Here is a 21353-nt window from a genome sequence, read left to right as displayed (position 1 = left end):
TCAAGAGTGTAAGAATAGTGGGATGAGCAACGCAGCCCATCCTTTATCCTACACTCTGGAGTGAACTCCAGAGTCAAGGCTATTTTTTCAGACGACCCACAACGAGCGCACGATCATAAAGTGACCGGCGAAGTAGCAGGCGGCGACAATCGCGCTGTCGGCGGTAAAGCGGCGGCGATAGTGTGAGATAAACCAGACGGCGTTTGCCAGCAGCAGCAGAGCGGCACCCACCATGATCGAGAAGCTGTAATCGGTCGGGCGGAAGAAGTACTGCTCGGTCGCTATCCAGGTCATCACCAGCGTCATGCCGATAAAGGTGCAGACAGGCCAGCGCAGATCTTCCAGTCGGCTCCAGATGACGCCAATCAGGGCGGCACCGATGATGAGCAGCGTCAGCGGAATTGGCCAGAAGAAGGTCATGGTCATGCTGGCGGCGAAGCAGAGGGTATAAAGCAGGTGCGACAGGAAGAAAGCCCCGATGGCATAGAGCATCTGCTGACGTGGCAGCAGCGTTAACGCATCACCGACCAGCGTCGCGACCAGACCGGCCAGAATCAGGTAGTCCGTAGTCTGCAGCACCGGTGCCTGCCAGGCCAGCCCGACAAGCAGCAGCAGCGTGACCGGCTTAAATAACCAGCGTTGCCATTGCGGGCCGCGATAGGTGGCGTCGACATAGAGCCAGCCGGAGAAAAGTACAGCGAGGAAAGACCAGAGCATTGTTTCTCCCTTTTTTGTTCAAAATGGTGAAAGATCCCAAAATATCCCTTCCAGTTTAGGTTAAGCCTCTGAGATGTGACAATCAGGCAACTCTGGTTGTATGCTTTGCCGCCTGATTAATCATCCTGCAGGCACAAGAACGCTATGAGCAAACCGCCGCTAATCTTTATCATCGTTCTGGCGATTATCGCCGTGCTGGCGACCCGTCAGTTCATTAAGCAACGCCGGGAAGTGGCGGTGAATGACGCTTCACCCGAGCGTTCTCTGCAGGTTGAGGTCAAAACCAAACGTGAATTTCCTGCACCCAATCGCCGTTCGCGGCAGCGGGAAGTGATCGCCGGGGAAGAGATGCGCTACGAGGTGCTGTTTCACCCGCTGAACGGTGCCAGCGACATCAAAGTGCAGCTTAAAGAGGCGGAATATCATCAGCTGGACAAGGGCGCCAGAGGTGAACTGAAGATGCAGGGCACGCGCTTTATCAGCTTCACACCCCGGCAGTAACCGGCGGGCAGTGCGCCCGCCCGGAATTATTTCTTGCGTGGGAAGTTTTTCTTCTGCCAGGCGACCAGTTCGAACACCCCGAACAGAAACACTTTGGCCTGGGTGACGCGGTCAATCGGCGGCGCATCTTTGGTCTGCGTGGTGCGCAGTAACACCAGCTGCAGGCCATGCATCAGGATCATGAAAATCAGCGCAACGTTGATAAAATAAGTCAGCGGTTTCGGGTAGGGATGAACCAGGTTAGCCAGTAAAAATCCCCACACGCATAGCATCAACAGACGCCCCAAATTAAGTAACATCCTGCGTCTCCTGTTGACGTTGATACAAACGATAAGCCACTTGTCCGGCTATTTTCTCGCGATAAAGATCCCACTCCGGCGGCACCGGCGGTGCGCCATTTTCCACTTCACTTTCGACGTAAATCAGCGCCTGATCGGCCAGCCAGTGATTCTGCTCCAGCAGCTGTAACGTCTGTTCCAGCAATCCCTGACGAAACGGCGGATCGATAAACACCACATCAAAGGGTTCACCTGGCTGTGCCAGCCAGTTTAACGCATTGGTCTGAATCACGGTGCCATTACTGGCGCGCAACGTCTGCAGATTTTTTGTCAGCTGCTGCGCCACCGGCCGTTCCAGCTCGAGCAGCGTCGCCGATCCCGCGTAACGCGACAGGGCTTCCAGTCCTAATGCGCCGCTACCGGCAAAGCAGTCGAGGCAGCGCGCCTCTGGCAGCACCGGGGCCAGCCAGTTAAACAGCGTCTCACGTACCCGATCGGTGGTCGGGCGCAGTCCGGCGCTGTCCGGCACCGGCAGTTTGCGTCCGCGCCACTGGCCGCCAATGATGCGAATCTGCCCGGCACCGCCTGTACTGCGGGGGTTTTTATTCATCTTGCTCACAACTCGTCATAATTTGTTGCGTAGTTTAACGGGCGAATCGGTGAGAAGAAACGTTAAAAAAGGGTGCTGTGGTGAGCTGGCTGGAAAGTGTTAGACTACTGAGTTGCTGAAGTCATGCATTATTCTGCGGTTTACGCCGGTCTGGCGCTGACCAACTTTCATTGATTTACCCCTGGAAACCACGCGCGACCGGGACAAAGCCATCGAGGAGTGTCGTCACACAATGGCAAAAGAGAAAAAACGTGGCTTTTTTTCCTGGCTGGGATTTGGCAAAGAGGAAGAGAAACAACCTGTAGCGGAGGAGCAGACACAAGAGGTCGCAGAACCCGCACAGCAGCAGGCAGAACAGGACGCCCCGGCATTAAGCCAGGCTGAAGCGCAAGCGGAAGAGACTGTCGTTATCACCGAAACGGTGGCCGGGCAGCAGCGTGAGGCGGAAGTCACCGCGGCAGCGCCGCATGAGCCAGCACCCATGGTGCTGGATGAAGCTGCGCCGATTGAGGCCGATCCTGAAGCGCTACTGGAAATCGCCGCACCTGAACATGACGCGACGCCGGTTATCGACGCCGACGACGTGGTAAAGCCAGTCGTTGATGCTGAACCCGCGGATGCGCCGTTAAGCGAAGAAGAGCTGACCGCCCTGGCGCTGGGCGACGCCCCGATCGTTGAAACCCCGGACAGCGAAGCGGACGCGCCATTAAGCGAAGAAGAGCTGACCGCGCTGGCGCTGGATGACGCCGGGATCGTTGAAACCCCGCACAGCGAAGCCGAAGCGCCGTTAAGCGATGAAGCGCTGACGCCGGACGAGGCTGCGATCGTTGAAACCCCGGACAGTGAAGCGGAAGCACCGCTCACCGAAGAAGAGCTGACCGCACTGGCACTGGGCGAAGCCGAAGTCACCGACGCGGAACCGGCAGAGACATTATCCGATACCGTCAGCGATCTCCCGCTGGCCGCCGCGCCACTCATCGTGCAGGAGCAGGAGCGTCCCAGCAAAGAGGGCTTCTTTGCCCGCCTGAAGCGCAGCCTGGTGAAAACCCGTCAGAACCTCGGTTCCGGTTTTGTCAGCCTGTTCCGTGGCAAAAAGATTGATGATGAGCTGTTTGACGAGCTGGAAGAGCAGCTGCTGATTGCGGATGTGGGGGTGGATACCACTCGCCGCATCATCACGCATCTGACCCAGCAGGCAAACCGCAAGCAGCTGCGTGATGCGGAAGCGCTCTACGGTCTGCTGAAAGCGGAGATGGCCTCGATTCTGGCGAAAGTGGATGCGCCACTGGACGTCTCAGGCAAAACGCCGTTTGTGATCCTGATGGTTGGCGTCAATGGTGTAGGTAAAACCACCACCATCGGTAAACTGGCGCGCCAGTATCAGGCTGAAGGCAAATCTGTGATGTTAGCGGCTGGTGATACCTTCCGCGCCGCGGCTGTTGAACAGCTGCAGGTGTGGGGCCAGCGCAATAACATTCCGGTGATTGCTCAGCACACCGGTGCAGATTCCGCTTCGGTGATCTTCGATGCTATTCAGGCGGCGAAATCCCGTGGCGTTGACGTGCTGATTGCCGATACCGCGGGTCGTCTGCAGAACAAATCGCACCTGATGGAAGAGCTGAAAAAAATCACCCGCGTGATGAAAAAACTGGATGATTCAGCGCCACACGAAGTGATGCTGACGCTGGATGCCAGCACCGGACAGAATGCGGTCAGCCAGGCCCGACTGTTTAATGAAGCCGTTGGCGTGACCGGGATTGCGCTCACCAAGCTGGATGGCACCGCTAAAGGCGGCGTGATCTTCTCGGTGGCCGATCAGTTCGGTATTCCGATTCGCTACATTGGCGTCGGTGAAGGCATTGAAGATTTACGGCCGTTTAAGGCGGAAGATTTTATTGAGGCACTGTTTGCCCGAGAGGACTAATTAGGATGATTCGCTTTGAAGAGGTCAGTAAGGCATATCTCGGCGGACGTCAGGCGCTGCAGGGGGTAGATTTCCGTCTGCGTCCCGGCGAAATGGCGTTTCTGACCGGCCACTCCGGTGCCGGTAAAAGTACCTTGCTGAAGCTGATTTGTGGCATTGAGCGCCCGAGTGCCGGAAAAATCTGGTTCAGCGGCCATGACATTTCCCGCCTGCGTAACAGCGAGGTGCCTTTCCTGCGTCGTCAGATCGGCATGATTTTCCAGGATCACCACCTGCTGATGGATCGTTCGGTTTATGAAAATGTGGCGATCCCGCTGATTATCTCCGGTGCCAGCGGCGAAGACATTCGTCGTCGCGTTTCGGCGGCACTGGATAAAGTGGGTCTGCTCGACAAAGCGAAAAGTTATCCGATTCAGCTTTCTGGCGGTGAACAGCAGCGTGTGGGCATCGCCCGTGCGGTGGTGAACAAGCCCGCCGTGCTGCTGGCCGATGAACCGACCGGTAACCTTGACGACGCGCTGTCAGAAGATATTCTGCGCCTGTTCGAAGAGTTTAACCGCGTCGGCGTCACCGTCCTGATGGCGACGCATGACAGCGGTCTGATTGCCCGACGCAACTACCGGATGATGACGCTGAATCAGGGACGTCTGCACGGAGGCCACGATGGTCAATAAACGCATTAAACGTCCGGCTGCGCCGAAAGCGAAGCAGCAGTCGAAGAGCAAAGCGCTGAAAGGCGGCTGGCAGGAGCAGTGGCGCTATGCGCTGCGCGGCACGCTTTCTGATATGTGGCGTCAGCCGCTGGCCACCCTGCTGACGGTGATGGTCATCGCCATTTCACTGACGCTGCCCAGCGTCTGCTACATGGTATGGAAAAACGTCAGCCAGGCGGCAACGCAGTGGTATCCGGCGCCGCAGTTAACCGTTTATCTCTCCAAAACGCTGGATGACACGGCGGCAGAAAACGTGGTGGCGCAGCTCAAGCAGGTCGAAGGCGTGGATAACGTCAACTACCTGACGCGGGAAGAGGCGCTGAACGAGTTCCGCAACTGGTCAGGCTTTGGCGGCGCAATGGATATGCTGGAGCAGAATCCGCTGCCTGCGGTGGCCATCATCACACCTAAGCTCAATTTCCAGAACTCAGACACCATGCAAAGCCTGCGCGATCGGGTAACTAAAGTGCAGGGCGTGGATGAAGTGCGGATGGATGATAGCTGGTTTGCGCGGCTGGCGGCGCTGACCGGGCTGGTGGGGCAGATCGCCTCAATGATTGGCGTGCTGATGATCGTGGCAGTGTTCCTGGTGATCGGTAACAGCGTCCGGCTTAGCATCTTTGCCCGACGCGACACCATTAACGTGCAGAAGCTGATTGGTGCCACTGACGGCTTTATCCTGCGTCCGTTCCTCTATGGCGGGGCGCTGCTGGGCTTCAGCGGGGCAGTGCTGTCGCTGCTGCTGTCGGAAGTGCTGGTGCTGCGTCTGCAGTCCGTTGTTGCCAGTGTAGCAACCGTATTTGGTACCACCTTCTCGCTGGAAGGCTTCTCGTGGGATGAGGCGCTGCTGCTGTTACTGATTGCGGCGATCATCGGCTGGGTGGCTGCGTGGCTGGCAACGGTACAACATTTACGTCGATTTACGCCGCAGTAAACGCCTGCAACATTTTTTTGTTATAATGGTCCTCTGCTACCGATGGTGGGTGCAGAGGATATTTCCCCTCTTCCTTTCCTGTCATCTGTGTGTAAAATATTCACCGCTATAATTGAACTTGTGGATAACTTTACCACTCTAAGTAGCACAGATTGCTTTCGGATTTCGCGCGACGTTGACGTAATGTATCGTCTGCGCAGGGAAATGTGCGGCAATTCCACTGAATTTGTGAGGGTTTGAATGACCAAAGAAATGCAAACTTTAGCTATTGCTCCTCTTGGCAACCTGGAGTCTTACGTCCGGGCTGCGAATACCTGGCCGATGCTCTCGGCAGAAGAGGAAAAAGCGTTGGCTGAACGGCTGCATTACCAGGGCGATCTGGATGCGGCAAAGACGCTGATCCTGTCTCACCTACGCTTTGTAGTTCATATCGCTCGTAATTACTCCGGCTACGGTCTGCCACAGGCTGACCTGGTCCAGGAAGGCAATATCGGCCTGATGAAAGCGGTACGTCGCTTCAACCCAGAAGTGGGCGTGCGTCTGGTTTCGTTTGCCGTGCACTGGATTAAAGCGGAGATTCACGAATACGTGCTGCGTAACTGGCGTATCGTGAAAGTCGCGACCACCAAAGCACAGCGTAAGCTGTTCTTTAACCTGCGTAAAACCAAGCAGCGTCTGGGCTGGTTCAATCAGGATGAAGTCGAGATGGTTGCGCGTGAGCTGGGCGTAAGCAGCAAAGATGTGCGTGAAATGGAATCGCGTATGGCCGCGCAGGATATGACCTTTGATATGTCTGCCGACGACGAGAGCAGCGAAGGCCGATCTATGGCACCCGTGCTTTATCTTCAGGATAAAACCTCTGACTTTGCTGACGGCATTGAAGAGGATAACTGGGATGCGCATGCGGCTGACAAGCTGAGCTATGCGATGGAAGGTCTGGATGAGCGTAGTCAGCACATCATTCGCGCCCGCTGGCTGGACGAAGACAATAAAACCACGCTGCAGGAGCTGGCCGATCAGTACGGCGTGTCAGCCGAACGTGTCCGGCAGCTGGAGAAGAACGCCATGAAGAAACTGCGTATGGCGATCGAAGCGTAACGCACTTCGACATCTTAAGGGGCGACTTTATGTCGCCCTTTTTGTTTTTCTGCGCCTGACTATTCTACCGCCATTATCCAGCCATCACTCTGCGCTCTGAAGCCACACGCCTGCATAAAGGCTGCCCGCACCTGCTGATCGTCACTGCCATCATCGGCAATCCACCAGTCCGCTATCGACCCATTCTGCCTGATCGTCTCCTCCAGTAAATATTGCCCCACTCCGCGTCGGCGCGTGACATCGCGCACCGACAGCCGGTGAATTTTGCCGTGGATCCCGGCGATTTCCAGCTGCAAACCCGCCAGTAGCCGGTCGTTAAAACGGGCAGCATAGAGACGATGGCGCTCATCCAGCTGCTGCTCCAGTTGTTCAATCTCCAGATCCGGCCAGACTTTGCCAAGATCGATGCGGTCCTGCGCGGTCAGCGTGGTTAAACGCTGGATAGTGAGCTTCATAACAAAAACCTCTGTAACAGGGGAAAGTGCAGCGAAAATGTACAACCAGAGTGCTACCACATTTTCATCAATAAAACAGGTCAAAAGATGGTCGGGATGCCAGGATGATAGTTGTAAACAGGGAGAGCGTGCGATCAATCCAGCATAACGCGCTGGCAAAGCGGTGAAAAACCGGCCGTTGCCTCCAGTGTATTATGCTGTTTCACTCAGTCAATTCTGAATATGTCAGTTGATTTACAGAAGAAACTTCCTGTTTAATAACCTGAAAAATAAAGCCTTATTAATAAAAAATGTCAGAAAAGTACGCTAACTCATTCATGCTTAATCAGTTTTCGACTTTATCTGACAGCACAAACACTCACAACATACACGACAAAACAAATGGGGTAGTCAGGATGAAAATGAAAGGTCGCGCATTACTGGCGGGATGTGTAGCACTGGCGATGAGCCATGCGGCGCTGGCTGAAGATATCAAAGTGGCGATTGTCGGCGCAATGTCTGGCCCGGTGGCGCAGTACGGCGACATGCAGTTCGCCGGTGCGACTCAGGCGATTGAAGATATCAACGCCAAAGGCGGTGTTAACGGCAACAAACTGGTTGCGGTGAAATATGACGACGCCTGTGACCCGAAACAGGCGGTTGCGGTAGCGAACAAGGTGATTAACGACGGCATCCGCTACGTGATCGGCCATCTCTGCTCTTCATCCACCCAGCCCGCTTCTGACATCTATGAAGATGAAGGCGTGCTGATGATTACCCCGGCGGCGACCGCCCCTGACCTGACTTCCCGCGGCTATAAACTGATTATGCGCACCACCGGTCTCGACTCCGATCAGGGGCCGACCGCCGCGAAATATGTGATGAGCGAGCTTAAACCGCAGCGCATCGCCGTAGTGCATGACAAACAGCAGTATGGCGAAGGCCTGGCGCGCTCCGTACAGGAGAGCCTGAAAAAGCAGGGCGCCAATATCGTGATGTTTGAAGGTATCACCGCTGGCGATAAAGATTTCTCTACGCTGGTCGCGCGCTTCAAGAAAGAGAACGTCGATTTCGTCTATTTCGGCGGTTACTACCCGGAAATGGGCCAGATCGTGCGTCAGGCACGTGCTGCGGGCCTGAAAACCCAGTTTATGGGACCGGAAGGCGTGGGTAACGCCTCGCTGTCGAACATCGCCGGTGCCGCTTCTGAAGGCATGCTGGTGACCCTGCCAAAACGTTACGATCAGGTTGAAACCAACAAACCGATCGTGGAAGCGCTGAAAGCGAAGAAACTGGATCCGACCGGACCGTTCGTCTGGACCACCTATGCCGCACTGCAGTCGCTGGCAACCGGCATGGAGCGCAGCAAGAGCGCTGAGCCGGACGCTATCGTGAAAAACCTCAAGGAAGGTGCCGCGGTGCCAACCGTGATGGGCAACCTGAACTGGGATGAGAAGGGTGACCTTAAGGGCTTTGAATTCGGCGTCTTTAAATGGCATGCCGATGGCACCTCGACTGCTGTGAAGTAAACCAGGCTGTTTTGTGGTGAACGGGAGGCCGGTTAACCGGTTTCCCCTGACCAGCGACACGAACGCCTGGTGCTGGTCTGCCAGGCGTTTTTTGTACCCCGATCGCCCATGATCGGTTAAGTAAGGGTCAAGGTATGTCCGAGCAGTTTCTCTATTTTATTCAGCAGATGTTTAACGGTGTGACCCTGGGCAGCACCTACGCGCTGATCGCCATCGGTTACACCATGGTTTACGGCATTATCGGCATGATCAACTTCGCCCACGGCGAGGTCTACATGATCGGTAGCTATGTCTCCTTTATCGTGATTGCCGCCCTGATGATGATGGGCATCGACACCACCTGGCTGATGATTGCGGCCGGCTTTGTGATGGCGGTAATTATCTCCAGCGCCTACGGCTGGAGCATTGAGCGCGTCGCCTACCGGCCTGTGCGCTCGTCCAAGCGCCTGATTGCGCTGATCTCCGCCATCGGGATGTCGATATTCCTGCAAAACTACGTCAGCCTGACGCAGGGTTCACGTGACCTGGCGCTGCCGAGTCTGATTACCGGACAGTGGACGGTAGGCGAGAGCAACGGCTTTGCCGCTACCATCTCCACCATGCAGATAGTGATCTGGGTGGTGACGTTCCTGGCGATGCTGGCGCTGACCACCTTTATCCGCTATTCACGCATGGGCCGCGCCTGCCGCGCCTGCGCAGAAGACCTGAAAATGGCCAGCCTGCTGGGGATAAACACGGACCGCGTGATCTCGCTGACCTTTGTTATCGGTGCCGCGATGGCCGCGGTGGCGGGCGTATTGCTGGGACAGTTCTACGGTTCAATCAACCCCTTCATCGGCTTTATGGCAGGCATGAAGGCGTTCACCGCCGCCGTGCTGGGCGGGATTGGCAGTATTCCGGGCGCGATGATTGGCGGCCTGGTGCTGGGCATCGCCGAGGCGCTGACCTCGGCCTATCTCAGTACGGAATATAAAGATGTGGTCTCGTTTGCCCTGCTGATTGTGGTGCTGCTGGTAATGCCGACCGGGATTCTGGGCCGCCCGGAGGTCGAAAAAGTATGAAGACTTCCTTTATCAATGCCCTGATCTCCTCGGTGATGCTGCTGGTACTCGCCACCTTCTTTATGGGGCTGCGCCTGAATCTGGACGGCACTAATCTGGTGGTGCAGAACGCCGGTAGCGTGCGCTGGAACTGGATCGCCACAGGCTGTGCGGTGGTGTTTGTGTTTCAGCTGCTGCGTCCGGTATGGCAAAGCGGCCTGAAGAAAATTTCCGGTCCGGCGCTGGTGTTACCGGGTCTGGATGGCTCGACGCCGAAGCAGAAACTGGTGATGGCGGTGCTGATTATCGCCGCCGTTGCCTGGCCATTCCTGGTGTCACGCGGCACCGTCGATATCGCCACCATGACGCTGATCTACGTGATGCTCGGTCTGGGCTTAAACGTGGTGGTCGGCCTCTCTGGCCTGCTGGTGCTGGGTTATGGCGGCTTTTACGCCATCGGTGCCTACACCTTTGCGCTGCTGAACCACTATTACGGTCTCGGCTTCTGGCAGTGCCTGCCGCTCTCCGGCATAGTTGCCGCGCTGTTTGGTCTGTTGCTGGGCTTCCCGGTGCTGCGACTGCGCGGCGACTATCTGGCGATAGTGACGCTGGGCTTCGGTGAGATCGTGCGTATTCTGCTGCTGAACAATACCGCCCTGACCGGCGGGCCGAACGGCATCAGCCAGATCCCGAAACCGACGCTGTTTGGTCTGGAGTTTGGCCGTACGCCGCGGGAAGGCGGCTGGGATACCTTCCATAACTTCTTTGGTCTGAAGTACGATCCCAGCGACCGCATTATCTTCCTCTACCTGGTGGCGCTGCTGCTGGTGGTGCTGACGCTGTTTGTGATCAACCGGCTGCTGCGGATGCCGCTGGGCCGAGCCTGGGAAGCCCTGCGTGAGGATGAGATTGCCTGTCGTTCACTGGGCCTCAGCCCGACCCGCATCAAGCTGACCGCCTTTACCATCAGTGCCGCGTTTGCCGGTTTTGCCGGCAGCCTGTTCGCGGCACGTCAGGGCTTTGTCAGCCCGGAATCCTTTACCTTTGTCGAATCCGCCTTTGTGCTGGCGATTGTGGTTCTGGGCGGGATGGGTTCGCAGTTTGCGGTGATTCTGGCCGCCATCCTGCTGGTGGTGTCACGCGAGCTGATGCGCGATCTCAATGAGTACAGCATGCTGGTGCTGGGTGGCCTGATGGTGCTGATGATGATCTGGCGTCCGCAGGGCCTGTTGCCGATGAAGCGTCCGCATCTGAAGCTCAGAACCGGTAAACAAGGAGAGCAGGCATGATTCAGCCTTTATTAGCCGTTGAAGGCCTGATGATGCGCTTCGGCGGTCTGTTAGCCGTGAACAATGTGGCGCTGGAGCTGCGTCCGCAGGAGATCGTTTCGCTGATTGGCCCCAATGGTGCCGGTAAAACCACCGTGTTCAACTGCCTGACCGGCTTTTACAAGCCAACCGGCGGGACGATCACATTGCGTGAGCAGCATCTGGAAGGGTTGCCGGGCCAGAAGATTGCGCGGATGGGCATCGTGCGGACGTTCCAGCACGTGCGTCTGTTCCGTGAGATGACGGTCATTGAGAACCTGCTGGTGGCGCAGCATCAGCATCTGAAAAGCGGCGTATTTTCCGGTCTGCTGAAAACCCCGGCGTTTCGCCGCAGTGAGAGCGAGGCGCTGGATCGTGCGGCGACCTGGCTGGAGCGGGTGGGGCTGCTGGATCTGGCTAACCGTCAGGCAGGCAATCTGGCCTATGGTCAGCAGCGTCGGCTGGAGATTGCGCGCTGTATGGTGACGCGCCCGGAAATCCTGATGCTGGATGAACCGGCAGCGGGCCTTAACCCCAAAGAGACCCATGAGCTGGATGCGCTGATTGCGGAACTGCGTGGCGAACACAAGGTGTCGGTGCTGCTGATTGAACATGATATGAAGCTGGTGATGGGGATTTCTGACCGTATTTATGTGGTCAATCAGGGAACGCCGCTGGCTAACGGAACGCCGGAAGAGATTCGTAATAACCCGGATGTCATTCGTGCCTATTTAGGAGAGGCCTGAGATGGCAAATGCGATGTTAACCATTGAGAACGTCAGCGCCCACTACGGCAAAATTCAGGCGCTGCACAACGTCAGTCTCTATATCAATCAGGGCGAAATCGTCACCCTGATTGGCGCTAACGGTGCCGGAAAAACCACGCTGCTGGGTACGCTGTGCGGCGAGCCGCGCGCGACGCAGGGCACCATTACCTTTGATGGCAAAACCATCACCGACTGGCAAACCTCGCGCATTATGCGTGAAGCGATCGCCATCGTGCCGGAAGGCCGGCGCGTCTTTTCGCGCATGACGGTAGAAGAGAACCTGGCGATGGGGGGCTTTTTTGCCAGCCGTCCGGACTATCTGACACGTATCAAGCGCGTTTATGAACTCTTCCCGCGTCTGGAGGAGCGTAAAATCCAGCGCGCCGGGACGATGTCGGGCGGCGAACAGCAGATGCTGGCGATTGGCCGTGCGCTGATGAGCCAGCCGCGCCTGCTGTTGCTGGACGAACCGTCGCTGGGACTGGCACCGATCATTATTCAGCAGATCTTCGACACCATTGAGCAGCTGCGCAGCGAGGGGATGACGATTTTCCTGGTGGAGCAGAATGCGAATCAGGCGCTGAAGCTGGCGGATCGGGGCTATGTGCTGGAGAACGGGCATGTGGTGCTCGAAGACACAGGTTCAGCTCTCCTTTCCAACGAAGCCGTCCGCAGTGCTTACTTAGGTGCCTGATGGGGCACGGCCTGGCTTACTTGCCATTTCGACACCGGGCAGTGCTCGTAATCCTCACGTATATATATACGCTCCGGTTACTGCGCGCTTTGGTACACAGGCCTGGCTTACTGGTCAGGTTGTGGTTGGGCAGTGCTCGCCATCCTCACGTACTACGTGTACGCTCCGGTGGCTGCGCGCTGTCCGCCCGCAACCTGCCTGCGCCGCCGACGGCCTTGAGCATCGGTGTGGGTGTTGCCGCCAACGGCCTTTTGAAATTGGTGAGGGGTGTATCGCCATCAGTCTTTAAGTTTGGTGAAGTGAAAACCCGCTGCGGGCTTTTTTACTGCCCAGCCGCTCTGCAAATTATGTAACCAAAACCTGGCAGCAGTGACGCGTTACCGCTGCGCTGCCAGCCTCCTCTTTTGCGCATACCGGTCTGTCACCCGGCTGTCATCTTTCTGTTATTAATCCTTCATTTCCCCGTGTCATGTTACTTCGCGAAACAGAAATCCGTGATTTCACGCGTATTTACCTGCACAGGAAAATTCTATGTCCGTCGTTACCTTTCGTCGTAGCCTGATGAGCGTGCTGCTCGGTCTGACGCTCAGCAGCCATGCCATGGCCGCCACTGAGATCCCTTTCTGGCACTCTATGGAAGGCGAGCTAGGCAAAGAAGTGGATTCGCTGGCACAGCGTTTTAACCAGACGCATCCCGATTACAAAATTGTTCCGACCTACAAAGGTAACTACGAGCAGAGCCTGGCAGCAGGGATTGCGGCAGTGCGCAGTGGCAAAGCCCCTGCGGTGCTGCAGGTTTATGAAGTCGGTACGGCGACCATGATGGCCTCGCAGGCGATTGTGCCGGTGCATCAGGTCTTCAAAGACGCCGGTATCCCCTTTGATGAAAAGCAGTTCGTGCCAACGGTGGCGGGCTACTACAGCGACAGCAAAGGTCAGCTGATCTCTCAGCCGTTCAACAGCTCGACGCCAGTGCTCTACTACAACAAAGACGCCTTTAAAAAAGCGGGTCTGAACCCGGATCAGCCACCAAAAACCTGGCAGGAGCTGGCGACGGATGCCGCCGCACTGCGCAAATCGGGCATGAGCTGTGGCTACGCCAGCGGCTGGCAGGGCTGGATCCAGATTGAAAACTTCAGCGCCTGGCACGCTCTGCCGGTAGCGACCAAAAACAACGGGTTTGACGGACTCGACGCCGTGCTGGAGTTCAACAAGCCGGTACTGGTTCGTCATATCGAGCTGCTGGAAGCGATGAACAAGAAAGGGGACTTCACCTATTTTGGCCGCAAAGATGAGTCCACCGCCAAGTTCTACAACGGCGACTGCGGCATCACCACCGCCTCATCCGGTTCGCTGGCTGATATCCGTCATTACGCCAAATTCAACTTCGGTGTTGGCATGATGCCGTATGACGAGACCGTGCCGAATGCGCCGCAGAACGCCCTGATCGGCGGTGCCAGCCTGTGGGTGATGAAAGGCAAAGATGCGACAACCTACAAAGGCGTGGCTGAGTTTATGCAGTTCCTCGCTAAACCGGAAATCGCCGCGGAATGGCACCAGAAAACCGGCTATCTGCCGATTACCACCGCCGCCTACGAGCTGACTAAACAGCAGGGCTTCTACGATAAGAATCCGGGTGCGGATATCGCTACCCGTCAGATGATGAACAAGCCGCCACTGCCGTTCACTAAAGGCATGCGTCTGGGCAACATGCCGCAGATTCGTACCGTGATCGACGAAGAGCTGGAAAGCGTCTGGACCGGCAAGCAGTCGCCGCAGAACGCGATGGATAACGCAGTGAAACGCGGTAACGAGTTGCTGCGCCGCTTCCAGCAGCAGGTGAAGTAATCTCTCCTTGCGGGCCAGCTCAGGCTGGCCCCTCTCTCTGACGCCAGGTGCACCATGTCTTCATCTCGTCCGGTCTTTCGCACCAGTCTGTTGCCCTATCTTCTGGTGCTGCCGCAACTGCTGATTACCGCCATCTTCTTTCTCTGGCCTGCCGGTGAAGCGCTGTGGTACTCGCTGCAAAGCCTCGATCCCTTTGGCATCTCCAGCAGCTTTGTCGGGCTGGAAAACTTCAGACGCCTGTTTGCCGATCCTTACTATCTGGATTCGTTCTGGACCACCATAAAATTCAGCGGCATGGTCACGGTGTTCGGCATGGTCTTCTCGCTGCTGCTGGCGGCGCTGGTGGATTATGTGGTGCGGCTGCGCCGTCTCTATCAGACGCTGTTGCTGCTGCCCTACGCCGTTGCGCCTGTCGTGGCCGCGGTACTGTGGATGTTCCTGTTTAATCCGGGCCTGGGCCTGTTCAGCTATCTGCTGAACCACATCGGCTACAACTGGAACTATGCGCAAAACAGCGGTCAGGCGATGTTCCTGATTGTGCTGGCATCAATCTGGCAGCAGATGAGCTACAACTTCCTGTTCTTCTTCGCTGCGCTGCAATCGATCCCCAAATCGCTGGTGGAAGCCGCCGCCATTGACGGTGCCGGACCGGTGCGTCGCTTCTTCAACCTCTCGCTGCCACTAATTACGCCGGTCAGCTTCTTCCTGCTGGTGGTGAATCTGATCTACGCCTTCTTCGATACCTTCCCGGTGATCGATGCCGCCACCGGCGGCGGGCCGGTGCAGGCGACCACCACGCTGATCTACAAAATCTATCGCGAAGGCTTTACCGGTCTGGATCTCTCCTCGTCCGCTGCGCAGTCGGTGGTGCTGATGCTGCTGGTCATCGGGCTGACGGTGCTCCAGTTCCGCTTTGTTGAACGTAAGGTGCAATACCAATGATTGAGAATCGACGCGGGCTGGATCTCTTCAGCCACATCGTGCTGGTGCTGGGCGTGCTCACCATCCTGTTTCCGCTCTATGTCGCCTTTGTGGCGGCGACGCTGGATAACGAAGCGGTCTATCAGGTGCCGATGACGCTGGTGCCCGGCACGCACCTGTGGGAGAACATCTCGCGCATCTGGACACATGGCGTCAACGGCAACGGGCCGGCGTTTGGCCTGATGCTGCTCAACAGCATGATCATGGCGCTGGGCATCACCTTCGGCAAAATCACGGTGTCGATGCTGTCGGCGTTTGCGCTGGTCTGGTTTCGTTTTCCGCTGCGCACGCTCTTTTTCTGGCTGATCTTCATCACCCTGATGCTGCCGGTTGAAGTGCGTATCTTCCCGACGGTGCAGGTGATTGCCGATCTCAACCTGCTCGACAGCTACAGCGGATTAACCCTGCCGCTGATGGCCTCAGCAACCGCCACTTTCCTGTTCCGCCAGTTCTTTATGTCGCTGCCGGATGAGCTGGTGGAGGCGGCACGCATCGACGGGGCCAGCGCGATGCGCTTCTTTATCGACATTGTTCTGCCGCTGTCGAAAACCAATCTGGCGGCGCTGTTTGTGATCACCTTTATTTACGGCTGGAACCAGTACCTCTGGCCGCTGCTGATCATTAATGACGCCAGCCTCGGCACGGCGGTGGCGGGGATTAAAAGCATGATCTCCTCCAGCGGATCGCCGACCCAGTGGAATGAAGTGATGGCGGCAATGTTATTAACCCTGATCCCACCGCTGGTGGTGGTGTTAGTCATGCAGCGTGCCTTTGTGCGCGGTCTGGTTGAGAGTGAGAAATAAGATGGCAGGCGTAACCCTTCAGGCAGTAACTAAATCCTACGATGGCAAAAATCAGATCATTCAGCCGCTGAATGTCACCATCAATGACGGCGAATTTATGGTGATGGTCGGACCATCCGGCTGCGGTAAATCGACCCTGCTGCGCATGGTGGCCGGACTGGAGCGCGTCAGCTCCGGCGATATCTATATCGACGACCGGCGCGTTACTCAGGAAGAGCCAAAAGATCGCGGGATTGCAATGGTGTTCCAGAACTACGCGCTCTATCCCCATATGTCAGTGGAAGAGAACATGGCCTATGGCCTGAAAATCCGTGGCATGGGCAAAGAGCAGGTCCGCCAGCGGGTGCTCGACGCGGCGCGCAGTCTGGAGCTGGATCATCTGCTGATGCGTCGGCCTCGCGAACTCTCCGGCGGACAGCGCCAGCGCGTGGCGATGGGCCGCGCGATCGTGCGTGAACCGGCAGTTTTTCTGTTTGATGAGCCGCTCTCCAACCTTGATGCCCGTCTGCGGGTGCAGATGCGGCTGGAACTGCAGCAGCTGCATCGCCGCTTACAGACCACCAGCCTCTATGTCACCCACGATCAGGTGGAGGCGATGACGCTGGCGCAGCGGGTGATGGTGATGAACAAAGGGGTGGTCGAGCAGCTTGGCACGCCGGTCGAGGTGTATGAGCGTCCCGCCAGCCAGTTCGTTGCCTCGTTTATTGGCGCGCCCGCCATGAATCTGCTGAAAGGGCAGTTCAGCAGCGATGGATCACGCTTTGACCTCGACGCCTCGCACGCTCTGCCGCTCAGCGACAGTAAAGCGAAATGGGCTAACCGGCCGGTGGTGCTGGGTATCCGGCCAGAGCACATCCGGCTCAGTAGCCGCGAGCAGGGCGGCGTGCCGCTGCGGGTCGATACGCTGGAGATGCTGGGGGCTGATAATCTGGCACATGGCCGCATCGGTGACACGCCACTGGTGGTACGCTTAGCCCACAGTGAACGCCCGCAGCCAGGCAGTACGCTGTGGCTGCATCTGCCGTCAGATGCGTTACACTTCTTCGATTCAACCCATGGAAAGCGTCTGGAATGAGCACACAACACTGGCCCTATCCCCACATCGTCGCCCATCGCGGCGGCGGTAAACTGGCACCGGAAAATACGCTGGCGGCGATCGACACTGGCGCGAAATATGGTCATCAGATGATTGAATTTGATGCCAAATTATCGGCCGATGCGCAGATCTTCCTGCTGCATGACGACACGCTCGATCGCACCAGCAACGGCTGGGGCGTGGCGGGTCAGCTGCCGTGGGAGAAGCTGTCGCAGCTTGATGCGGGCAGCTGGTTTGGCAACGCGTTTACCGGTGAAAAGCTGGCGCGGCTCGATCAGGTGGCGGCACGCTGCCGTCAGCATCAGATGATGGCGAACATCGAAATCAAACCGACCACCGGCAGCGATGCTGAAACCGGACGCGCCGTGGCACAGGCTGCCGCGATACTGTGGCAGGATCAGGTCGCACCGTTGCTCTCTTCGTTCTCTTTTGAGGCGCTGGAAGCCGCGATGAAGGCAGAGCCGCAGTTGCCGCGTGGCCTGCTGTCGCACAGCTGGGACCCGCAGTGGCAGGAGAAAACAGCTGCGCTGGCGTGCGTCTCAATTCACCTTAATCATAAGGTGCTGACCGCTGAGCGGGTCACCGAACTGAAAGCCGCAGGCCTGAAGATTCTGGTTTATACCGTGAACAGCCCGGATCGGGCGCGGGAATTGCTGAAATGGGGCGTCGATGCCATCTGTACTGATGCCATCGACATCATCGGCCCCGATTTTCATTAGTTCTGGTTTAGATTCTGATTCTGATTCTGCTGGCCCGGCTGCGTGGTAATCACCCGCTGCTGGGCGCTGTTCCGCTGCTCCTGCATTTTACGCTGCGTGTCCTGCGTCTGACGCTGCTGATCCTGGCGCAGCTTCAGCTGTTGCTGCTGCTGTTGGGTCTGCATCTGCGACTGCATCCGCTGCTGGCTGGGGTTATAGCCAGGTTTATTCGGATCGTTAGTGCTGTTCAGCGTGTTCGCCTGACTGGCGAAAGGCAGCAGAGCGGCCAGAATAATCATCCACTTTTTCATCACTCCTCCTTCCTTAAAGCGACAGGGTTTTGGGTGCACAACGGCGTACACCGATATCAGGGTCGTAGCCATAAGTTTACCCGATATCACAGACCTTACTTTCCGATCTATTCCTGATTTGACTTAACCCCGGTTATTTTGCTGTATTTGTAGGCACTTGCAGAAATGATAAAAAAATGTAAATAACAATATGGGATGGTGGCAGGATGAAAATGCAGCAAACAGTGCGTCAGCTTAGCTGGTCGCTGGTGATGAGTTTCACCGTAGTGGCAGGCGCTAACGCCGCGCCAACGCAGGCTCCTCCGGTCTCCTACGGTGTGGACAGTGACACTTTTCACCCGGTAAAAGCGCAGCACGGCATGGTAGCGTCAGTGGATGCGATGGCGACACAGGTTGGCGTGGAGATCCTGCGTCAGGGCGGCAATGCGGTGGATGCCGCGGTGGCGGTGGGCTTTGCGCTGGCCGTGACCCATCCGCAGGCGGGCAACCTCGGCGGCGGCGGTTTTATGCTGCTGCGCACTGCCTCTGGCCGCGCCACGGCTATCGATTTCCGTGAGATGGCACCGGGACACGCGTCGCGTGACATGTTCCTGGATAAGCAGGGCAACGCCGACAGCAAGCTCTCGCTGACATCACATCTCGCCTCCGGCACGCCGGGCACCGTGGCCGGACTGGCGCTGGCTGCGCAGAAATATGGCACTCTGCCGCTGAGCACGCTGCTGGCACCGGCGATCAAACTGGCGCGTGACGGTATTCCGGTCAACGACGCGCTGGCGGACGATCTGAAAACCTACGGCAAAGAAGTGCTGATCACCCATCCCAACAGCAAAGCGATCTTCTACAAACCGGACGGTACGCCGTGGCAGAAGGGCGATAGGCTGGTGCAGAAAAACCTGGCTCACAGCCTGCAACTGATTGCCCGTCAGGGGCCGGATGCTTTTTATAAAGGTGAAATCGCGGATGAGATCGCCGGAGAGATGGCGCAGCATGGCGGGCTGATCAACAAAGCTGACCTGGCGGCCTATCGTGCGGTCGAGCGTAAGCCAATTAGTGGGACATACCGTGGCTATGAAGTCTTCTCAATGCCGCCGCCGTCATCCGGTGGCATCCACATCGTGCAGATTCTGAATATCCTGGAGAACTTCGATCTGGCGAAGATGGGCTTTGGCAGTGCTGATGCCATGCAGGTGATGGCAGAAGCGGAGAAATATGCCTACGCGGACCGTTCGGAATATCTCGGCGATCCCGATTTCGTGAAGGTGCCGTGGCAGGCGCTGACCAGTAAAGCCTATGCCAAAACCCTGGCGCAGCAGATCGATGTGGCGAAGGCGCGGCCCTCCAGCGAGATCAAACCGGGCAAGCTCGAACCTTATGAAAGCAATCAGACTACCCATTTCTCGGTGGTGGATAAGCAGGGGAATGCGGTCGCGGTGACTTATACGCTTAACACCTATTTCGGCAGCGGAATTGTGGCGGGCAACAGCGGCATCCTGATGAATAACGAGATGGATGACTTCTCAGCCAAGCCAGGCACGCCCAATGTCTACGGACTGGTCGGCGGGGAAGCGAATGCGGTGCAACCGGCGAAACGTCCGTTGTCATCGATGTCGCCGACCATCGTCGCCAAAGGGGGCAAAACCTGGCTGGTGACGGGTAGTCCTGGCGGCAGCCGCATTATCACCACGGTGTTGCAGATGGTGGTTAACAGCATCGATTTCGGGATGAACGTGGCGGAAGCCACCAATGCGCCGCGCTTCCATCATCAGTGGCTGCCGGATCAGCTGCGAGTGGAGAAGGGCTTCAGCCCCGATACGCTGCGTCTGCTGGAAACCAAAGGTCAGCATGTGAAGGTACTTCCGTCGATGGGCAGTACGCAGAGCATCATGATTGGGCCGGATGGCATGCTCTATGGCGCTTCCGATCCGCGCAGCATTGATGATTTGAGTGCGGGTTATTGATATCTGATAGCCAGGACGGGGTTGAGTGGCTGTGAGATCGAGCCTGCTCAGGGAACACGGTCAGATCGGAAAGACGCAAAAGCGTCATCCCTGACTGCTCGGCCCGCGCTATTACGCGCCTCATCCCTGAAGTGCGCCCGTAGCCGGGCCAACGCTTTGCGTTGTTCAAAAACGCTCCCGGCGTTTTTGTCCCTGGCGCGGGACGCTTTCCTCTTCTGCCCGTGTTCCCTGCGCGTTAGGCTAATAAGTTGCTGCCAGGTTCGTTAACTTTTGGGTTTGTCATCGGTCTGGAGGGCATTGAAAAGTGCCCTTTTTCACACACGTCAGGCTTTAACCCGCGCCATATAATGCGCGTCGATCAGTTCACCGTGCCGCATTGCGAAGCCTTTAGCCGTTCCCTCAATCTCAAAACCGAAACGCTGATAAAGGGCGATAGCCGGGCCATTATCGACGAACACGGTCAGTTCCATTCGGCTCACCTGTAGCCAGTTGTCGCACAACGCGACCATTTCACGCATGAGTGCGGTTCCGACGCCACGCTGACGATAGCGTTCATCCACGCCCATACCCAGTGAGGCCACATGACGCCGTCTGGCGCGCTCTTCCACATGCAGCGCACACTGACCGACGACGACATCATCGATACAGGCCACCAACAGGTGCGCATGGGGCTGAGGCGTCGCGAGACGGGTATGCCACATCTGGAGTGATGAGTGGGGCAAATGAAGTGTGCTGGCCTGGGTATCTGGCTGACCGTAGATCCTGTGCAGTGCAGCAGCATCTTCAGGCGTGACGTGGCGGACAACTATTTCACTCATGGTTTCTCCTTTAGCCCATTAAAACCCTTTAAACATCAAGGTATTCACCGCGTTAATCAGGGTAAAAAATGTGAAAATGACTTTACAGACGCGAATGATAATGATTATTATTGTCATGCGTTCTCGGGAGGTCGCCCGACAGCCTGAGAAAGCACGACATTGCTCACATTGCTTCCAGTATTATTTAGCCAGCTTATCCGCTGGCTTTTTTTTTGCCTGCCCTTCTTCAGTGCTTTTCAGTCACTGCTCAATGTTCATTCAACTATTTTGAACAGAGGCGTGAAGTTTTTCAGC

At 56.9% G+C, this 21353-nt stretch carries 22 protein-coding genes; 16 read left to right on the top strand and 6 right to left on the bottom strand.

Annotated features, from left to right (window positions below; translation table 11 throughout):
• Positions 1 to 87: 87 nt before the first annotated feature.
• Positions 88 to 717 carry a lysoplasmalogenase gene (locus ACMGGP_RS16690; protein ID WP_498798650.1) on the bottom strand — a complete coding sequence of 210 codons (630 nt, stop codon included), beginning with the start codon at positions 715 to 717 and terminating at the stop codon, positions 88 to 90.
• Between the two features lie 144 nt (positions 718 to 861).
• Here ACMGGP_RS16690 and ACMGGP_RS16685 point away from each other — a divergent pair, with 144 nt between their 5' ends.
• Positions 862 to 1218, top strand: a complete 357-nt coding sequence (locus ACMGGP_RS16685; RefSeq protein ID WP_033759060.1) for a DUF2500 domain-containing protein — start codon at positions 862 to 864, stop codon at positions 1216 to 1218.
• Positions 1219 to 1244: 26 nt separating this feature from the next.
• On the opposite strand, the gene ACMGGP_RS16680 is transcribed toward ACMGGP_RS16685, so the two are convergent.
• Together ACMGGP_RS16680 and rsmD are read right to left on the bottom strand one after the other, a co-directional pair.
• A complete protein-coding gene (locus ACMGGP_RS16680; RefSeq protein ID WP_003852192.1) occupies positions 1245 to 1517 on the bottom strand; it encodes a DUF1145 family protein in 273 nt (90 codons plus the stop codon).
• On the bottom strand, positions 1507 to 2106 hold the full coding sequence (rsmD, locus tag ACMGGP_RS16675; RefSeq protein WP_010671526.1) for a 16S rRNA (guanine(966)-N(2))-methyltransferase: 600 nt from the start codon (positions 2104 to 2106) through the stop codon (positions 1507 to 1509). The genes ACMGGP_RS16680 and rsmD overlap by 11 nt, the downstream gene beginning before the upstream one ends.
• Before the next feature lie 232 nt (positions 2107 to 2338).
• On the opposite strand from rsmD, the gene ftsY reads away from it, so the two are divergent.
• The 4 genes from ftsY to rpoH all read left to right on the top strand — a co-directional run bounded on the left by ftsY (position 2339) and on the right by rpoH (position 6775).
• The gene (gene ftsY / locus ACMGGP_RS16670; RefSeq protein ID WP_498798649.1) at positions 2339 to 4030 is read left to right on the top strand and encodes a signal recognition particle-docking protein FtsY; all 1692 of its coding nucleotides are present in this window, start codon (positions 2339 to 2341) and stop codon (positions 4028 to 4030) included.
• A 5-nt stretch (positions 4031 to 4035) separates the two neighbouring features.
• Positions 4036 to 4704, top strand: a complete 669-nt coding sequence (gene ftsE / locus ACMGGP_RS16665) for a cell division ATP-binding protein FtsE (RefSeq protein ID WP_010253318.1) — start codon at positions 4036 to 4038, stop codon at positions 4702 to 4704.
• Positions 4694 to 5677: a permease-like cell division protein FtsX gene (gene ftsX / locus ACMGGP_RS16660; RefSeq protein WP_010253316.1), complete on the top strand. Its 984-nt coding sequence runs from the start codon at positions 4694 to 4696 to the stop codon at positions 5675 to 5677. Before ftsE ends, ftsX begins: the two co-directional genes overlap by 11 nt.
• A gap of 252 nt (positions 5678 to 5929) precedes the next feature.
• On the top strand, positions 5930 to 6775 hold the full coding sequence (gene rpoH, locus ACMGGP_RS16655) for an RNA polymerase sigma factor RpoH (RefSeq protein ID WP_498798648.1): 846 nt from the start codon (positions 5930 to 5932) through the stop codon (positions 6773 to 6775).
• Between the two features lie 59 nt (positions 6776 to 6834).
• On the opposite strand, the gene panM is transcribed toward rpoH, so the two are convergent.
• Complete coding sequence (panM, locus tag ACMGGP_RS16650) at positions 6835 to 7230, bottom strand: aspartate 1-decarboxylase autocleavage activator PanM (RefSeq protein ID WP_033759053.1); 396 nt, start codon at positions 7228 to 7230, stop codon at positions 6835 to 6837.
• Between the two features lie 401 nt (positions 7231 to 7631).
• Here panM and ACMGGP_RS16645 point away from each other — a divergent pair, with 401 nt between their 5' ends.
• The 10 genes from ACMGGP_RS16645 (at position 7632) to ugpQ (ending at position 17993) form a co-directional block, all read left to right on the top strand.
• Positions 7632 to 8738 (top strand): branched-chain amino acid ABC transporter substrate-binding protein, encoded by a 1107-nt coding sequence (locus ACMGGP_RS16645; protein WP_498798647.1) that lies wholly within the window; start codon positions 7632 to 7634, stop codon positions 8736 to 8738.
• 134 nt (positions 8739 to 8872) lie between these two features.
• Entirely contained in the window at positions 8873 to 9799 is a 927-nt protein-coding gene (livH, locus tag ACMGGP_RS16640; protein WP_009087789.1) for a high-affinity branched-chain amino acid ABC transporter permease LivH, read from the top strand.
• Positions 9796 to 11067, top strand: coding sequence for a high-affinity branched-chain amino acid ABC transporter permease LivM (locus ACMGGP_RS16635; RefSeq protein ID WP_249655017.1), 1272 nt, complete (start codon positions 9796 to 9798; stop codon positions 11065 to 11067). The genes livH and ACMGGP_RS16635 overlap by 4 nt, the downstream gene beginning before the upstream one ends.
• Positions 11064 to 11831 carry a high-affinity branched-chain amino acid ABC transporter ATP-binding protein LivG gene (gene livG / locus ACMGGP_RS16630; RefSeq protein ID WP_010253302.1) on the top strand — a complete coding sequence of 256 codons (768 nt, stop codon included), beginning with the start codon at positions 11064 to 11066 and terminating at the stop codon, positions 11829 to 11831. The genes ACMGGP_RS16635 and livG overlap by 4 nt, the downstream gene beginning before the upstream one ends.
• Position 11832: 1 nt before the next feature.
• Complete coding sequence (gene livF, locus ACMGGP_RS16625) at positions 11833 to 12546, top strand: high-affinity branched-chain amino acid ABC transporter ATP-binding protein LivF (protein WP_029519452.1); 714 nt, start codon at positions 11833 to 11835, stop codon at positions 12544 to 12546.
• 531 nt (positions 12547 to 13077) lie between these two features.
• A complete protein-coding gene (gene ugpB, locus ACMGGP_RS16620; RefSeq protein ID WP_010253297.1) occupies positions 13078 to 14394 on the top strand; it encodes a sn-glycerol-3-phosphate ABC transporter substrate-binding protein UgpB in 1317 nt (438 codons plus the stop codon).
• A gap of 54 nt (positions 14395 to 14448) precedes the next feature.
• Positions 14449 to 15336, top strand: a complete 888-nt coding sequence (gene ugpA, locus ACMGGP_RS16615) for a sn-glycerol-3-phosphate ABC transporter permease UgpA (RefSeq protein WP_010253295.1) — start codon at positions 14449 to 14451, stop codon at positions 15334 to 15336.
• On the top strand, positions 15333 to 16178 hold the full coding sequence (gene ugpE, locus ACMGGP_RS16610) for a sn-glycerol-3-phosphate ABC transporter permease UgpE (protein ID WP_010671530.1): 846 nt from the start codon (positions 15333 to 15335) through the stop codon (positions 16176 to 16178). Before ugpA ends, ugpE begins: the two co-directional genes overlap by 4 nt.
• A gap of 1 nt (position 16179) precedes the next feature.
• On the top strand, positions 16180 to 17253 hold the full coding sequence (locus tag ACMGGP_RS16605) for a sn-glycerol-3-phosphate import ATP-binding protein UgpC (protein ID WP_010253289.1): 1074 nt from the start codon (positions 16180 to 16182) through the stop codon (positions 17251 to 17253).
• The gene (gene ugpQ / locus ACMGGP_RS16600; protein WP_010671531.1) at positions 17250 to 17993 is read left to right on the top strand and encodes a glycerophosphodiester phosphodiesterase; all 744 of its coding nucleotides are present in this window, start codon (positions 17250 to 17252) and stop codon (positions 17991 to 17993) included. Before ACMGGP_RS16605 ends, ugpQ begins: the two co-directional genes overlap by 4 nt.
• Here ugpQ and ACMGGP_RS16595 read toward each other — a convergent pair.
• Positions 17990 to 18283: a DUF2756 domain-containing protein gene (locus ACMGGP_RS16595; RefSeq protein WP_010253283.1), complete on the bottom strand. Its 294-nt coding sequence runs from the start codon at positions 18281 to 18283 to the stop codon at positions 17990 to 17992. The genes ugpQ and ACMGGP_RS16595 overlap by 4 nt on opposite strands.
• Before the next feature lie 212 nt (positions 18284 to 18495).
• Here ACMGGP_RS16595 and ggt point away from each other — a divergent pair, with 212 nt between their 5' ends.
• The gene (gene ggt, locus ACMGGP_RS16590; protein WP_022624016.1) at positions 18496 to 20241 is read left to right on the top strand and encodes a gamma-glutamyltransferase; all 1746 of its coding nucleotides are present in this window, start codon (positions 18496 to 18498) and stop codon (positions 20239 to 20241) included.
• A 323-nt stretch (positions 20242 to 20564) separates the two neighbouring features.
• On the opposite strand, the gene ACMGGP_RS16585 is transcribed toward ggt, so the two are convergent.
• The gene (locus ACMGGP_RS16585; RefSeq protein WP_033768045.1) at positions 20565 to 21059 is read right to left on the bottom strand and encodes a GNAT family N-acetyltransferase; all 495 of its coding nucleotides are present in this window, start codon (positions 21057 to 21059) and stop codon (positions 20565 to 20567) included.
• Between the last annotated feature and the right edge of the window lie 294 nt (positions 21060 to 21353).

Origin of the sequence: Curtobacterium sp. BNK-1 (genome assembly GCF_048685235.1) — a bacterium.
GTDB classification, from domain to species: domain Bacteria; phylum Pseudomonadota; class Gammaproteobacteria; order Enterobacterales; family Enterobacteriaceae; genus Pantoea; species Pantoea agglomerans.
The sequence above is the reverse complement of the archived record's forward strand: the minus strand, read 5'-3'. Positions and strand labels throughout refer to the sequence as shown.

Coding starts and splice junctions, on each gene's coding strand:
- ACMGGP_RS16680 (WP_003852192.1), bottom strand. CDS start 1,517: ATGTTACTTAATTTGGGGCGTCTGTTGATGCTATGCGTGTGGGGATTT.
- ACMGGP_RS16595 (WP_010253283.1), bottom strand. CDS start 18,283: ATGAAAAAGTGGATGATTATTCTGGCCGCTCTGCTGCCTTTCGCCAGT.
- ACMGGP_RS16635 (WP_249655017.1), top strand. CDS start 9,796: ATGAAGACTTCCTTTATCAATGCCCTGATCTCCTCGGTGATGCTGCTG.
- livG (WP_010253302.1), top strand. CDS start 11,064: ATGATTCAGCCTTTATTAGCCGTTGAAGGCCTGATGATGCGCTTCGGC.
- ACMGGP_RS16605 (WP_010253289.1), top strand. CDS start 16,180: ATGGCAGGCGTAACCCTTCAGGCAGTAACTAAATCCTACGATGGCAAA.
- livH (WP_009087789.1), top strand. CDS start 8,873: ATGTCCGAGCAGTTTCTCTATTTTATTCAGCAGATGTTTAACGGTGTG.
- rsmD (WP_010671526.1), bottom strand. CDS start 2,106: ATGAATAAAAACCCCCGCAGTACAGGCGGTGCCGGGCAGATTCGCATC.
- panM (WP_033759053.1), bottom strand. CDS start 7,230: ATGAAGCTCACTATCCAGCGTTTAACCACGCTGACCGCGCAGGACCGC.
- ftsE (WP_010253318.1), top strand. CDS start 4,036: ATGATTCGCTTTGAAGAGGTCAGTAAGGCATATCTCGGCGGACGTCAG.
- ACMGGP_RS16690 (WP_498798650.1), bottom strand. CDS start 717: ATGCTCTGGTCTTTCCTCGCTGTACTTTTCTCCGGCTGGCTCTATGTC.
- livF (WP_029519452.1), top strand. CDS start 11,833: ATGGCAAATGCGATGTTAACCATTGAGAACGTCAGCGCCCACTACGGC.
- rpoH (WP_498798648.1), top strand. CDS start 5,930: ATGCAAACTTTAGCTATTGCTCCTCTTGGCAACCTGGAGTCTTACGTC.
- ACMGGP_RS16645 (WP_498798647.1), top strand. CDS start 7,632: ATGAAAGGTCGCGCATTACTGGCGGGATGTGTAGCACTGGCGATGAGC.
- ftsY (WP_498798649.1), top strand. CDS start 2,339: ATGGCAAAAGAGAAAAAACGTGGCTTTTTTTCCTGGCTGGGATTTGGC.
- ugpA (WP_010253295.1), top strand. CDS start 14,449: ATGTCTTCATCTCGTCCGGTCTTTCGCACCAGTCTGTTGCCCTATCTT.
- ACMGGP_RS16585 (WP_033768045.1), bottom strand. CDS start 21,059: ATGAGTGAAATAGTTGTCCGCCACGTCACGCCTGAAGATGCTGCTGCA.
- ugpQ (WP_010671531.1), top strand. CDS start 17,250: ATGAGCACACAACACTGGCCCTATCCCCACATCGTCGCCCATCGCGGC.
- ugpB (WP_010253297.1), top strand. CDS start 13,078: ATGTCCGTCGTTACCTTTCGTCGTAGCCTGATGAGCGTGCTGCTCGGT.
- ggt (WP_022624016.1), top strand. CDS start 18,496: ATGCAGCAAACAGTGCGTCAGCTTAGCTGGTCGCTGGTGATGAGTTTC.
- ACMGGP_RS16685 (WP_033759060.1), top strand. CDS start 862: ATGAGCAAACCGCCGCTAATCTTTATCATCGTTCTGGCGATTATCGCC.
- ftsX (WP_010253316.1), top strand. CDS start 4,694: ATGGTCAATAAACGCATTAAACGTCCGGCTGCGCCGAAAGCGAAGCAG.
- ugpE (WP_010671530.1), top strand. CDS start 15,333: ATGATTGAGAATCGACGCGGGCTGGATCTCTTCAGCCACATCGTGCTG.